The organism is Pseudaquabacterium pictum (genome assembly GCF_005403045.1).
In the GTDB taxonomy this organism is placed as follows: domain Bacteria; phylum Pseudomonadota; class Gammaproteobacteria; order Burkholderiales; family Burkholderiaceae_C; genus Pseudaquabacterium; species Pseudaquabacterium pictum.
The window spans coordinates 69,150-81,929 of record NZ_BJCL01000011.1 but is presented as its reverse complement, the minus strand read 5'-3'; the positions used below and the strand labels follow the sequence as shown (position 1 = coordinate 81,929).

Below are 12,780 nucleotides of genomic sequence, written 5' to 3'. Positions count from 1 at the left end.
GCCGGGTTGTTCGAGACTTGTCCACACACCTGTGCCTTGACAGCATCGGCCGCCTTCACCCCTTCAGCGTCTGTTCCAGCACATGCAGTTGCTGGTTCAGTTCGCTGTCCTTCTGCCGGTCGCCGCCGATCTTGCGCACCGCATGCAGCACCGTGGTGTGGTCGCGTCCGCCGAACAGCTCGCCGATCTCGGGCAGGCTCTTCTGCGTCATTTCCTTGGCCAGGTACATCGCAATCTGCCGCGGCTTGGCGATGCTGGCCGGCCGCTTCTTGCTGTACATGTCGGCGATCTTGATCTTGTAGAAGTCGGCCACCGTCTTCTGGATGTTCTCCACCGAGATCTGCCGGTTCTGGATGCTCAGCAGGTCTTTCAGCGCCTCGCGCGCCAGGCCGATGTTGATGTCCTTGTGGCTGAAGCGGCTGTAGGCCAGCACCTTGCGCAGCGCGCCTTCCAGTTCGCGCACGTTGGCGCGCACGTTCTTGGCCACGAAGAAGGCCACGTCCTCGGGCATCTCGGTGCCTTCGGCCAGCGCCTTGCGGATCAGGATGGCCACCCGCATCTCCAGCTCGGGCGGCTCGATGGCGACGGTCAAGCCGGCGTCGAAGCGGCTGGTCAGGCGTTCATCGATGTCGACCAGGCCCTTGGGGTAGGTGTCACTGGTCATGATGATGTGCGCCCGCTTGGCCAGCAGCGCCTCGAAGGCGTTGAAGAACTCCTCCTGGGTGCGGTCCTTGCCGGCAAAGAACTGCACATCGTCGATCAGCAGCAGATCAAGGCTGTGGTACTTGGCCTTCAGCTCGTCGAAGGTCTTGCGCTGGTAGTTCTTGACGACGTCGCTGATGAACTGCTCGGCATGCAGGTACAGCACGCGGGCGTCGGGCTTGTCACGCAGCAGCGCGTTGCCCACGGCATGGATCAGGTGGGTCTTGCCCAGGCCCACGCCGCCGTAGATGAACAGCGGGTTGTACATGACGCCCGGCGCGCCCGCCACATGCAGCGCTGCGGTGCGGGCCATCTGGTTGGCGCGGCCGGCCACCAGGGTGTCGAAGGTGAGCGCGGTGTTCAGCTTGTGGCTGTTGGCTGCCGGCGGCAGGTGCAGCGGGCCGGCGGGGCGCGGCGTGCCGCCATCGGCCGGTGCCGGGGATGCCGGGCGCACGCTGGTGGACGGCGCCAGCGCCTGGCCGTTGAGCAGTGCCGCAGCGCGCACCGGGCCGTTGGCCGCCAGCGGGCGCGCGGGCGGTGCCTCACGCGCGGCCAGGGCCAGTTCCAGCCGCACCGGGCAGCCGGCCAGCTCGGTCAGGATGTTCTCGATGCGGTGCGCGTACTGCGAGCGGATCCAGTCCAGCTTGAAGCGGTTGGGCACACGCACCTGCGCAACCGCGCCGCCCTGGCCGTCATCGTTGATGTCGGCTGGCGGCAGCGCGCGGATCCAGGTGTTGTATTGCTGTTCGGACAGTTCGGTGGCGAGTTGATCGCAACCCCGCTGCCACAGGTCTGGGCTCATTGTGGACAAGTTCTTCTGAGAGCGGCCGCATTGTAGGCCCGCCGGGCCCGGCAAGCCATGGTTATCCACAGTTCATGGCGCCACGTCAACCCGGCCTGCAAGCCACGGTTTGTGGTGCAAGTGTTTGACCGCAAAGGGGCTTTTTGCTCTAATCATGGGTTTCCCCAACGCGCAGGTGCGTGCTGGCGGGCTGCTGAAACCTTCGGCGGCCAGCGGCGCGACCCCCAACCCGAGCATCCGGCATCCGCCAGGTGCAGCCTGCGCCCGGCGTTCGATCGCCATGGGGGCCCCTGAAGGAAATCACCATGAAGCGCACCTACCAGCCTTCCAAGACGCGCCGCGCCCGCACGCACGGCTTCCTCGTCCGCATGAAGACCCGCGGCGGCCGCGCCGTCATCGCCGCACGCCGGGCCAAGGGCCGCAAGCGCCTGTCGCAGGTCTGATCCCGGCTGCTGCGGCAACCCTGTCGCACCACCAGGCAACGCACACCAGCCATGGTCGGGCGCATCCTGCGATCGGCCGACTTCCAGCGTGTGCTGGCCATGCCGCCCCGTTCGCGAAGCACGCACTTCGCCGCACACCATGTGCCGGCGTGCCCCAGCGTGCCCGCCAAGCCGCAGCGCCAGGTGATTTCAACAGAGTTATCCACAGGTGATGCACCCAGTTGCCCACCAGCTGTGGATGATCTGCCGGCAGCGGCGCCGGAGCCAGCCCCCCAGGGCCAGTGGCTGGGCTTGGTCGTGCCCAAGAAGCACGCCCGCCGCGCGGTCACCCGCAACCTGATCAAGCGCCAGATGCGCGCCGTCATGGCCAGCGCAGGCGCTGCCCTGCCCGCCGGTCTGTGGGTGTTGCGCCTGAAGGCCCCGTTCGACCGCCAGGTCTTCACCAGCCCTGGCTCGGTTCCGCTGCTGCAGGCTGCGCGGGACGAACTGCACTTGCTGCTGCAGCGCGCCGCTGCACCGCGGCGCTGATCGGCAGGCCGTGCAGATGCCGCCCACCGGGTCGTCCCCCGGCCACTGGCCGCGCCTGGCACTGATGGGCCTGGTGCGCGGCTACCGTCTGCTGCTCAAGCCCTGGCTGGGCAATGTCTGCCGCTTCGAGCCCACCTGCTCCGCCTATGCGCTGGGTGCGCTGCAGCAGCATGGCGCGGCGGCCGGCAGTTACCTGGCCGTGCGCCGCATCCTGCGCTGCCATCCCTGGTGTGATGGCGGCTGCGATCCCGTGCCCGACACGCCCCCGCCCCTGTTCACCCGTTTGCTTTCTTCGAAGACCCGTCCATGACCGACATCCGCCGTTCCATCCTCTGGATCGTGTTCTCCGTTTCGCTGGTGATGCTCTGGGATGCGTGGAACACGCACAACGGCCATCCGTCGATGTTTGCGCCCGCCGCACCCAAGCCGGTGGCGGCCTCGGGCCCGGCACCCGCATCGGCAGCCGGCGTGCCGGCAGCAGCCACGGTGGCCGGCGCCACGCCGGCACCGGCGGGCACCGCGGCCACGCCCACCGCCGCGGCGGCGGTGCCGGTGGCCAGCGAGAAGGTCACCATCACCACCGATGTGGTCAAGGCCACCTTCGACACCAAGGGCGGTGACCTGGTGCGTCTGGAACTGCTGAAGTACGACGACGCCGTCGATCCCAAGCAGAACGTGGTGCTGTTCGACCAGAGTGCCCAGCGTGTCTACCTGGCGCAGACCGGCCTGGTCACCACCCAGCCCGGCATCAGCCTGCCCAACCACTTCACCGTGATGCGCGCCCTGCCTGGCGAGCGCACGCTGGCCGATGGCCAGAAGGAACTGAGCATCAGCTTCGAATCGCCCGACATCGGTGGCGTGCAGCTGGTCAAGACCTACACCTTCAAGCGCGGCGAATACCCGGTTGCGGTGAAGCATGCGGTGAAGAACACCGCCGCTGCGGCCGTCAGCCCGCAGCTGTACCTGCAGCTGGCGCGCGACGGCAACCCGCCCGCCGGTGAATCGAGCTTCTACTTCACCTTCACCGGCCCGGCGATGTACACCGACGCCAGCAAGTTCAAGAAGATCGAGTTCAAGGACATCGAGAAGGGCAACACCGACCACGACAAGACCGCCAACAACGGCTGGGTGGGCATGGTGCAGCACTACTTCGCCAGCGCCTGGCTGCTGCCTGACCAGGCGCAGCGCGAGTTCCGCACCGCGAAGGTGAGCAACAACTTCTACTCCATCGCCATGGTGGTGCCGCTGGGCGAGGTGGCCCCGGGCGCCACCAAGGAGCATGTGGCCACGCTGTTTGCCGGCCCGCAGGAAGAGAAGAAGCTCGAGGCCATGGCGCCCGGGCTGGAGCTGGTGAAGGACTACGGCTGGCTCACCATCCTGAGCAAGCCGCTGTTCTGGCTGCTCGACAAGCTGCACCAGATGCTGGGCAACTGGGGCTGGGCCATCGTCGCCCTGGTGGTGCTGCTGAAGATTGCCTTCTACTGGCTCAACGCCCACGCCTACAAGTCCATGGGCAAGATGAAGGCCATCAACCCCAAGATCATGGACATGCGCGAGCGGTACAAGGACAAGCCGCAGCAGATGCAGCAGGAGATGATGCGCATCTACCGCGAGGAGAAGATCAACCCGCTGGGTGGCTGCCTGCCGATCTTCGTGCAGATGCCGTTCTTCATCGCGCTGTACTGGGTGCTGCTGTCGAGCGTGGAGATGCGCGGCGCGCCGTGGATCGGCTGGATCACCGACCTGTCGACCAAGGACCCGTTCTTCATCCTGCCGCTGCTGATGACGGCCAGCACCATGTTCCAGACCTGGCTGAACCCGACGCCGCCCGATCCGGTGCAGGCCAAGCTGATGTGGTTCATGCCGTTGATCTTCAGCGTGATGTTCTTCTTCTTCCCGGCCGGCCTGGTGCTGTACTGGCTGACGAACAACGTGCTGGGCATTGCGCAGCAGTGGTTCATCAACCGCCAGCTCGGTCTGAACAAGTAGCCGTCGCCTTTGGCGTGACGGGCTGCACAGACGCTGCCGGTACCTCCCCTGCCCAGGGGTTCCACGGCTGCGGCGATGCGCCGATGATGGCCTGACGGATGCGGTGCATGCCACCGCCTCCAACGGTCAATGCGGGGTCCACCCGGTGCCGCCCGGCACCGGCCCTGGAACGTGCATCGGGGCGCACACGCGGGCGGCCCGGCGTTCCACCCCGCGCCATTTGCCTGGCCCACACGCTGCACCACAATCTGCAGCGTGCAGCCCACCCACCTGACAGACCCGATCGCCGCCATCGCCACCGCCCCGGGGCGGGGTGCGGTGGGCATCGTGCGTGTCTCCGGCCATGGCCTGGCCGCGCTGGCGCAGGTCCTGTGCGGCCGCACGCTGCCGCCGCGGCAGGCGGTGTACGGGCCCTTCCGCGACGCTGAGGGCCAAGCCATCGACCAGGGCCTGGCGCTGTGGTTTCCCGCGCCGCACAGCTACACCGGCGAAGACGTGCTGGAACTGCAGGCCCATGGCGGTCCGGTGGTGCTGCAGCTGCTGCTGGCGCGCTGCCTGCAGGCGGCCGCAGAGGCCGATCCGGCCACCGGCGCCGCCACCGCACCGCGACTGCGCCTGGCCCAGCCGGGTGAATTCACCCAGCGCGCCTTCCTCAACGACAAGCTCGACCTGGCCCAGGCCGAGGCGGTGGCCGACCTGATCGCCGCCAGCACCGAGGCCGCAGCCCGCTCGGCCGGCCGCTCGCTCAGCGGCGCGTTCTCGCAGGAGATCGAAGCGCTGCGCCAGCGCATCGTGCGGCTGCGCATGCTGGTGGAGGCCACGCTGGATTTCCCCGAGGAAGAGATCGATTTCCTGCAGCAGGCCGATGCCATGGGCCAGCTGGCCGCCATCGACACCGGCCTGGCCGCGGTGGTGGCCCGCGCCCGCCAGGGCGCGCTGCTGAACGAAGGCCTGCAGGTGGTGCTGGCCGGCCAGCCCAACGTCGGCAAGAGCAGCCTGCTCAATGCCCTGGCCGGTGCCGAGCTGGCCATCGTCACCGCCATCCCCGGCACCACCCGCGACAAGGTCAGCCAGACCATCCAGATCGAGGGCGTGCCGCTGCACATCACCGACACCGCCGGCCTGCGCGATGAACACCAGGCCAGCGACGAGGTGGAACGCATCGGCATCGGCCGCAGCTGGGCGGCGATTGCCGAGGCCGATGCGGTGATCTTCCTGCACGACATCACCCGCCTGGCCGATCCGGCCTACCAGGCGGCCGATGCAACGATTGCTGCACGCCTGGCCAGCGTGGCACCCAGCCGCATCCTGCAGGTGCACAACAAGACCGACAGCCTGCCGCCCGGCTTGTCGCCCGACCTGCCGGCCGGCGCCCTCGGACTGTCGGCCCGCACCGGTGATGGGCTGGATGCGCTGCGCCAGGCGCTGCTGCAGCGCGCCGGCTGGCAGGCGGCGACCGAAGGCGTCTACATCGCCCGCAAGCGCCATGTGCTGGCGCTGCAGCGCTGCGGCACCCACCTGCAGGCCGCCCGTGAGCAGGCCGCAGCGGGTGATGCCGCGCTGGACCTGTTTGCCGAGGAACTGCGGCTGGCGCATGACGCGCTCAGCGAGATCACTGGCACCTTCACCGCCGATGACCTGCTGGGCGAGATCTTCGCCGGCTTCTGCATCGGCAAGTGACGACGAGATTGGACCGGCGATGACCGAGACGCCATCGCCCCAGGCCGTGCGATCGCCGCGTGTGCAGCCCTCGGTCGGTGCCGCGCTCGTGCTGTACGCCGGCTACCTGGTCCTGTTCTACGTCACATGGGTCGTCAACCGCGTCGACTACATGACGATCGGCCAGACTGCCGACAGCGCGCGGCTGCACTACGCCCTGCCCACGCTGTTCGGCAGTGCCTTCCTGGTGGTGATGCTCAGCGTGTTCGGCTGGTGGCGCATCACGCTGTTCGATCACCAGCGCAGCGGCCCGGCCTGGGCCTGGCTGGGCCCGGCGTTGATGTTCGGCATCGCCGCCAGTTCCTTCCTGCTGATGCGCCGCGAGAGTGCCACACCCGCGCTGGTGCTGTGGTGCGTGCTCGGCGGCATCGGCGTCGGCTTTGGCGAGGAGATGATCACCCGCGGCGCCCTGCTGGTGGGCCTTCGTGCGCGCCACACCGAAATCCACGCCTGGCTGATGTCCACGCTGCTGTTCTCGGCCCTGCATGTGCCCAACGCGCTGTTCGGCGAGCCGGTGCTGGCCATGCTGGGCCAGCTGGTGATGACCTTCCTGTTCGGCTCGCTGCTGTACGCCGCGCGGCGGTTGTCGGGCACCTTGCTGCTGCCGATGTTCCTGCACGGCTTCTGGGACACATCGCTGTTCCTGCCGCGGGCCACCGGCAGCGATCCCAACCTGGTGGCCATCGCGGTCTACCCGCTGGCCATCGCCTGCGCAGTGGCCGTGGTGCGCCGCCAGCGTGGCCTGCGCCTGGGCGCAGCGGCCGGCCGGTCAATGCCCGGCGAAGTCCACCAGCGTGAACAGCGGCAGCCCTGATTCACGCAGCCGGGCCGAGCCGCCGAGCTCGGGCAGGTCGACGATGGCCGCGCCCTCGATCACCGTGGCGCCCAGCTTCTCCAGCAGGCGCTTGCCGGCCATCATGGTGCCGCCGGTGGCGATCAGGTCGTCGATCAGCACCACCCGGTCGCCCGCCTGCACCGCGTCGGTGTGCAACTCCACCGTGGCGCTGCCGTACTCCAGCTCGTAGCTTTCGGCCACGGTGGTGAAGGGCAGCTTGCCCTTCTTGCGGATCGGCACGAAGCCGATGTTGAGTTCGTAGGCCAGCACCGATCCGATGATGAAGCCGCGCGCATCCAGCCCGGCGATGGCCTGCGGCCGCACGTCGAAGTAGCGGTGCACGAACTCGTCGATCAGCACCCGGAAGACCTTGGGGTTCTGCAGCAGCGGCGTGATGTCGCGGAACTGCACGCCCGGCGCCGGCCAGTCGGGCACGGTGCGGATGTGGTCACGGATGTAGTCGGTGTGCAGGGCCAGCGGGCTGGCAGATGTCGTGGTCATGGTCATCCTTTCAGCAGCTTGGCTTCGGCCAGCGACAGCGGCTCGGGCAGGCCGGACAGCACCAGTGTGTCACCGGCGGCCAGCACCAGGCCGTCGCTGGCGTCCACCACCCGGCCGCTGGCCTGGCGCACGCTGACCACCTGCACGCCGATGGCATGCAGCGCCTGGTCGCCCAGCGGCTGGCCCACGCAGGCCGCGGCCACCGGCAGCGGCACGGTGTTCAGCCGGGCCTGGTGGCGGTCGTCGGCGGTGTCGTCGTCGGCGCCGTGGAAGTAGCCGCGCAGCAGGTGGTAGCGCTTGTCGCGCGCGTCGCGGGTGATGCGGATCACCCGCTGCATCGGCACGCCCACCAGGGCCAGGGCCTGGGCGGCCAGCATCAGGCTGCCCTCGATGGCCTCGGGCACCACCTCGGTGGCGCCGGCATCGCGCAGGCGTTCCAGGTCGGTGTCGTCGATGGTGCGCACGATCACCGGCACCTTGGGCGCATGTTCACGCACCAGCTGCAGGATCTTCAGCGCCGACGGCGTGTCGTGGTAGCTCACCACCACCGCGCTGGCCCGCGCCAGGCCGGCGGCCATCAGGCTGGGCAGCCGGGCGGCATCGCCGAACACCACGCTCTGGCCGGCAGCGGCGGCCTGGCGCACCCGGTCGGGGTCCAGGTCCAGCGCCATGTAGGGGATGGCTTCCTGCGTCAGCAGCCGCGCCAGGTTCTGCCCGCTGCGGCCGTAGCCGGCGATGATCACGTGGGCCTCGGTCTTGATCGACTTCTTGGCGATGGTGGTCAGCTGCACCGACTGCATCAGCCACTCGCTGGACGACAGCTTCATCACCACCCAGTTGCTGTGCATCACGATGAACGGCGTGGCCAGCATCGACAGCACCATGCAGGCCAGCACCGGGCTGACCCACTGCGGCTGCACCAGGCCGCGCTCGGCGCCCAGGGTCAGCAGCACGAAGCCGAACTCGCCGGCCTGCGCCAGGTACAGGCCGGTGCGGATGGCCACGCCCGGCGAGGCGCGGAACAGCCAGGCCAGCGCCGCTACCAGCGCGCCCTTGACCAGCAGCGGCACCACGCTCAGCAGCAGCACCAGGCCCCACTGGTCGATCACCGGCCGCCAGTCCAGCTTCATGCCGATGGTGATGAAGAACAGGCCCAGCAGCACATCGTGGAAGGGCCGGATGTCGGTCTCCACCTGGTGCTTGAACTCGGTCTCGGCCACCAGCATGCCGGCGACGAAGGCGCCCAGCGCCAGGCTCAGGCCGGCATGCTCGGTCAGCCAGGCCAGGCCCAGGGTGATCAGCAGCAGGTTCAGCACGAAGAGCTCTTCGCTCTTGCGCCGCGCCACCAGGGTCAGCCACCAGCGCATCACCCGCTGGCCGCCCACCAGCAGCAGGGCCAGCAGCACCGTGGCCTTCAGCATGGCCAGGCCCAGGGCGCGGACCATGTCCTCGCCGCTGCTGCCCAGCGCGGGGATCAGCACCAGCAGCGGCACCACCGCCAGGTCCTGGAACAGCAGCACGCCCATCACCCGGCGGCCGTGTTCGCTCTCCATCTCCAGCCGCTCGGCCATCAGCTTGACGACGATGGCGGTCGACGACATCGCCATCGCCGAGCCCAGCACGATGGCGCCCTGCCAGCCCAGTTGCCAGCGCCCGCCCAGCCAGTGGTAGCCCAGCGCCAGCAGGGCATTGCCGGCCACCGCGCCCAGCACCGTCAGCACCACCTGGGAGAGCCCCAGCCCGAACACCAGGGTGCGCATGCTGCGCAGCTTGGGCAGGTTGAACTCCAGCCCGATCACGAACATCAGGAAGACCACGCCGAACTCGGCCAGGTACTTCACGCCCGCCGTGTCCTTGGCCAGCGCCAGCGCATTGGGGCCGATCAGCACACCCACGGCCAGGTAGCCCAGCATCGGCGGCAGCTTCAGCAGCCGGCAGCCCACCACGCCCAGCACTGCAGCCACGAGATAGAGCAAGACGAGTTCGAGGGTGGTGGCCATGCCGTCCGGGGTGGGCGCCTAGAATCGATTTCAGAGTCCTTCATCGTAAGCCAGCCCCCTGCCACGGCGGCTGGCCCACCGGATCCACGTGAGCCTCCCACCCGCCCCCTCTGCCAGCGCCCAGGCGCAGCGCGCCCTGCAATTGGCGGCGCAGACCTTCGAGATCGAGGCCCGCGCCCTGCTGGGCCTGGCCGCGCGCCAGGGCGATGGCTTTGCTGCCGCGGTGTCGGCCATGCTGGCCTGCCGCGGCCGCGTCATCGTGATGGGCATGGGCAAGAGCGGCCATGTGGGCCGCAAGATCGCCGCCACCCTGGCCTCCACCGGCACGCCCGCGTTCTTCGTGCACCCGGCCGAGGCCAGCCACGGTGACCTGGGCATGGTGCAGCCCGGTGATGTGGTGCTGGCCATCTCGAACAGCGGCGAAAGCGACGAGCTGGCCGCCGTGCTGCCCGCCCTGCGCCGCCTGGGCACCACCCTGGTGGCGATGACCGGCAAGCCCGATTCCACCCTGGCCCGCCATGCTGACCAGGTACTGAGCTGCGCTGTCGACCAGGAAGCCTGCCCGCTCAACCTGGCGCCCACCGCCAGCACCACCGCGCAGATGGCCCTGGGCGATGCCCTGGCCGTGGCCCTGCTCGATGCCCGCGGCTTCAAGGCCGAGGACTTCGCCCGCTCGCACCCCGGTGGCGCGCTGGGCCGCAAGCTGCTGGTGCTGGTGTCCGACCTGATGGTGCAGGGCGATGCGCTGCCGCTGGTGCAGGCCACCACCCCGGTGATCGACATGATGCGCACCATGTCGGCCAAGGGCCTGGGCGCGGCGCTGGTGGTCGATGGCGACGGTCGGCTGCAGGGCATCTTCACCGATGGCGACCTGCGCCGCCAGGTGGAACGCGGCGCCGATCTGCGCACGCTGACCGCCGGCGCGGTGCTGCACCCGCGCCCCAAGACCGTGGCCGCCGATGCGCTGGCCGTCGAGGGCGCCGAGCTGATGGAGCAGCACCGCATCACCTCGGTGGCGGTGCTGGATGCCGATCAGCGGCTCGTCGGCCTGCTGACCATCGGCGACCTGATGCGGGCGAAAGTGGTTTGAGCGCGCTCCAGTTCCCGCCCGAGTTGCTGCTGCGCGCCCAGGGCGGCAGCCTGGGCATGCGTGCGGCGATCTTTGATGTCGACGGCGTGCTCACCGACGGCCGGCTGTACATCGGCGAGGCCGGCGAGGTGTTCAAGGCCTTCCATGTGCTCGACGGCCATGGCCTGAAGCTGCTGGCCCGGGTCGGCATCCTGCCCATCGTCATCACCGGCCGGGATTCGCCGGCGGTGCGCCGGCGCATGGCCGACCTCGGCCTGGCCGATGCCCACTACGGCGTGGCCGACAAGCTGGCCGTGGCCGAGGGCCTGCTGGCTGCGCGCGGCCTGGCCTGGCCGCAGGTGGCGGTGATCGGCGACGACTGGCCCGACCTGCCGCTGCTGGCCCGTGCCGGCTTCGCCTGCGCACCGGCCAATGGCCATGCCGAGGCGCGGGCGCTGGCCCACCATGTCACCGCCGCCCGCGGCGGCGAAGGTGCCGCGCGCGAGTTCTGCGATCTGCTGCTGGCCGCCAGCGGCCGCTACGGTGAACTGCTGGCCGCCCACCAGGGCACGCTGGATGGGCGCTGACCTGGCCGCCGCACCGGCGATCCCCGGGACGGATCGGCCGGCGCACGCGTCGGACGAGGGGCTGGCATGAACCGCCCCGAGCTGCACCTGCCCGATCTGCCCGAGGTGTCGGTGCAGCTGGGCCTGCCGACGCTGGCCGGCACCGAGCCGCCGGCCGCTGGCCGCCCGGCACGGCCGGCGCTGCCCTGGCGCTACCGGCTGCAGCAGGCGCTGTCGTCCTACCTGCCGCTGATGCTGATGGCCCTGCTGGCCGCGGGCACCTGGTGGCTGGTGCGCAACACGCCGCAGGCGCCCGGCGCCCGGCCCGACGCCCCGCCCCGCCAGACGCCCGACTACACCATGACCGGCTTCGCCATCACCCGCTTCGCGCCCGACGGCCAGGTGTCGCTGCGCATCGCCGGTGACACGCTGCGCCACTTTCCCGCCACGGACCGGCTCGAGATCGACGGCGTGCGCATCCTGGCCACCGGCCCCGACGGCCGCAGCACCAACGCCACCGCCCGCCATGCGCTGGCCAACGGCGACGGCAGCGAGATCCAGCTGCTGGGCGGCGCCCAGGTGGTCAGCCAGCTGCCCGGCGGCGAGACACTGGAGGTGCAAGGCGAGTTCCTGCACGCCTTCCTGCGCTTCGAGCGGCTGCGCTCGCACCTGCCGGTGCAGGTGCGGCACGGCGGCACCCTGGCCCGCGCCGGCGGTCTGGACTACGACAACCTGCAGCGTCAGCTCACCTTGAACGGCCCGGTGCGCGCCACCGTGGCCCCCGGCGGCCGGGCACGCCCCCCGGCGACGCCGGCCAGCGGGCGCCAGCCATGACCCGGCCGCTGGTCTGCATCACCGGCGCGTCCAGCGGCATCGGCCAGGCGCTGGCCCTGCGCTACCACCGCGCCGGCTGGCGCCTGGCGCTGGTGGCCCGCCGGGCCGACGCGGTGCAGCAATGGGCCGACGCGCAAGGCATCCCGGCGGCCGACCTGCTGGTGCTGGCCGCCGACGTGCGGGATGTCGACGCCATCACCGCCGCCGGACGGCGCTGCATCGCCGAGGCCGGCCTGCCCGATGTGGTGATCGCCAATGCCGGCATCAGCATCGGCATGGACACCGCCGACTTCGCCGACCTGGACGTGATGCGCGCCACCTTCGAGACCAACAACCTGGGCATGGCGGCCACTTTCCAGCCCTTCGTCGCGGCCATGTGCCAGCGCGGCAGCGGCAAGCTGGTGGGCATCGCCAGCGTGGCCGGCATCCGCGGCCTGCCCGGCCACGGCGCCTATTGCGCCAGCAAGGCGGCGGTGTTCGCCTACTGCGAGAGCCTGCGCGGCGAATGCCGGCCGCACGGCGTGCAGGTGGTCACCATCGCGCCGGGCTACATCGACACGCCGCTGACCCAGCGCAACCGCTACCGCATGCCGTTCCTGATGGCGCCCGAGGCGTTTGCCGACCGCGCCTACAGCCACATCGGCGCCGGCGTGCGCACGCGCTTCATCCCCTGGCAGATGGGCGTGGTGGCGGGCCTGCTGCGTTTGTTGCCCGGCTGGCTGTACGACCGCGTGCTGGCCGGCCGACCGCGCAAGCGGCGCCAGAACGAATGACGCCGGCATGAAAAAAGGG

The 12,780-nt window shown here is 69.9% G+C and carries 13 protein-coding genes; 10 read left to right on the top strand and 3 right to left on the bottom strand.

Annotation, left to right across the window (positions count from 1 at the left end; all coding sequences use genetic code 11):
• Positions 1-55: 55 nt before the first annotated feature.
• Entirely contained in the window at positions 56-1,504 is a 1,449-nt protein-coding gene (dnaA, locus tag FFT10_RS19315) for a chromosomal replication initiator protein DnaA (RefSeq protein WP_137734501.1), read from the bottom strand.
• A gap of 305 nt (positions 1,505-1,809) precedes the next feature.
• Here dnaA and rpmH point away from each other — a divergent pair, with 305 nt between their 5' ends.
• From rpmH to FFT10_RS19285, 6 genes are all read left to right on the top strand, one after another.
• The gene (rpmH, locus tag FFT10_RS19310) at positions 1,810-1,947 is read left to right on the top strand and encodes a 50S ribosomal protein L34 (RefSeq protein WP_137734500.1); all 138 of its coding nucleotides are present in this window, start codon (positions 1,810-1,812) and stop codon (positions 1,945-1,947) included.
• A 51-nt stretch (positions 1,948-1,998) separates the two neighbouring features.
• Positions 1,999-2,475 carry a ribonuclease P protein component gene (locus FFT10_RS19305; protein ID WP_137734499.1) on the top strand — a complete coding sequence of 159 codons (477 nt, stop codon included), beginning with the start codon at positions 1,999-2,001 and terminating at the stop codon, positions 2,473-2,475.
• Positions 2,476-2,491: 16 nt separating this feature from the next.
• Positions 2,492-2,785 carry a membrane protein insertion efficiency factor YidD gene (gene yidD / locus FFT10_RS19300; RefSeq protein ID WP_137734570.1) on the top strand — a complete coding sequence of 98 codons (294 nt, stop codon included), beginning with the start codon at positions 2,492-2,494 and terminating at the stop codon, positions 2,783-2,785.
• Positions 2,782-4,464, top strand: coding sequence for a membrane protein insertase YidC (yidC, locus tag FFT10_RS19295; RefSeq protein WP_137734498.1), 1,683 nt, complete (start codon positions 2,782-2,784; stop codon positions 4,462-4,464). The genes yidD and yidC overlap by 4 nt, the downstream gene beginning before the upstream one ends.
• Positions 4,465-4,719: 255 nt before the next feature.
• Positions 4,720-6,144 (top strand): tRNA uridine-5-carboxymethylaminomethyl(34) synthesis GTPase MnmE, encoded by a 1,425-nt coding sequence (gene mnmE, locus FFT10_RS19290; protein ID WP_228027191.1) that lies wholly within the window; start codon positions 4,720-4,722, stop codon positions 6,142-6,144.
• Positions 6,145-6,163: 19 nt separating this feature from the next.
• Positions 6,164-6,997 (top strand): CPBP family intramembrane glutamic endopeptidase, encoded by an 834-nt coding sequence (locus FFT10_RS19285; RefSeq protein WP_162520849.1) that lies wholly within the window; start codon positions 6,164-6,166, stop codon positions 6,995-6,997.
• Here the strand turns inward: FFT10_RS19285 and FFT10_RS19280 are convergent.
• Together FFT10_RS19280 and FFT10_RS19275 are read right to left on the bottom strand one after the other, a co-directional pair.
• On the bottom strand, positions 6,953-7,519 hold the full coding sequence (locus tag FFT10_RS19280; protein WP_137734495.1) for an adenine phosphoribosyltransferase: 567 nt from the start codon (positions 7,517-7,519) through the stop codon (positions 6,953-6,955). The genes FFT10_RS19285 and FFT10_RS19280 overlap by 45 nt on opposite strands.
• Positions 7,520-7,521: 2 nt before the next feature.
• Positions 7,522-9,519, bottom strand: a complete 1,998-nt coding sequence (locus FFT10_RS19275) for a cation:proton antiporter domain-containing protein (RefSeq protein ID WP_137734494.1) — start codon at positions 9,517-9,519, stop codon at positions 7,522-7,524.
• A gap of 88 nt (positions 9,520-9,607) precedes the next feature.
• On the opposite strand from FFT10_RS19275, the gene FFT10_RS19270 reads away from it, so the two are divergent.
• The 4 genes from FFT10_RS19270 to FFT10_RS19255 all read left to right on the top strand — a co-directional run bounded on the left by FFT10_RS19270 (position 9,608) and on the right by FFT10_RS19255 (position 12,761).
• Positions 9,608-10,609: a KpsF/GutQ family sugar-phosphate isomerase gene (locus FFT10_RS19270; protein ID WP_228027190.1), complete on the top strand. Its 1,002-nt coding sequence runs from the start codon at positions 9,608-9,610 to the stop codon at positions 10,607-10,609.
• Positions 10,606-11,175: a KdsC family phosphatase gene (locus FFT10_RS19265; protein ID WP_228027189.1), complete on the top strand. Its 570-nt coding sequence runs from the start codon at positions 10,606-10,608 to the stop codon at positions 11,173-11,175. Before FFT10_RS19270 ends, FFT10_RS19265 begins: the two co-directional genes overlap by 4 nt.
• A 66-nt stretch (positions 11,176-11,241) precedes the next feature.
• On the top strand, positions 11,242-11,988 hold the full coding sequence (lptC, locus tag FFT10_RS19260) for an LPS export ABC transporter periplasmic protein LptC (RefSeq protein ID WP_137734493.1): 747 nt from the start codon (positions 11,242-11,244) through the stop codon (positions 11,986-11,988).
• Positions 11,985-12,761: an SDR family oxidoreductase gene (locus FFT10_RS19255; protein WP_137734492.1), complete on the top strand. Its 777-nt coding sequence runs from the start codon at positions 11,985-11,987 to the stop codon at positions 12,759-12,761. The genes lptC and FFT10_RS19255 overlap by 4 nt, the downstream gene beginning before the upstream one ends.
• Positions 12,762-12,780 lie beyond the last annotated feature (19 nt).

What these genes read in the sequence shown, in the direction of transcription:
- dnaA (WP_137734501.1), bottom strand. Translation starts at nt 1,504, where the DNA reads ATGAGCCCAGACCTGTGGCAGCGGGGTTGCGATCAACTCGCCACCGAA.
- lptC (WP_137734493.1), top strand. Translation starts at nt 11,242, where the DNA reads ATGAACCGCCCCGAGCTGCACCTGCCCGATCTGCCCGAGGTGTCGGTG.
- rpmH (WP_137734500.1), top strand. Translation starts at nt 1,810, where the DNA reads ATGAAGCGCACCTACCAGCCTTCCAAGACGCGCCGCGCCCGCACGCAC.
- FFT10_RS19255 (WP_137734492.1), top strand. Translation starts at nt 11,985, where the DNA reads ATGACCCGGCCGCTGGTCTGCATCACCGGCGCGTCCAGCGGCATCGGC.
- FFT10_RS19280 (WP_137734495.1), bottom strand. Translation starts at nt 7,519, where the DNA reads ATGACCACGACATCTGCCAGCCCGCTGGCCCTGCACACCGACTACATC.
- yidD (WP_137734570.1), top strand. Translation starts at nt 2,492, where the DNA reads ATGCCGCCCACCGGGTCGTCCCCCGGCCACTGGCCGCGCCTGGCACTG.
- FFT10_RS19285 (WP_162520849.1), top strand. Translation starts at nt 6,164, where the DNA reads ATGACCGAGACGCCATCGCCCCAGGCCGTGCGATCGCCGCGTGTGCAG.
- FFT10_RS19275 (WP_137734494.1), bottom strand. Translation starts at nt 9,519, where the DNA reads ATGGCCACCACCCTCGAACTCGTCTTGCTCTATCTCGTGGCTGCAGTG.
- yidC (WP_137734498.1), top strand. Translation starts at nt 2,782, where the DNA reads ATGACCGACATCCGCCGTTCCATCCTCTGGATCGTGTTCTCCGTTTCG.
- FFT10_RS19305 (WP_137734499.1), top strand. Translation starts at nt 1,999, where the DNA reads ATGGTCGGGCGCATCCTGCGATCGGCCGACTTCCAGCGTGTGCTGGCC.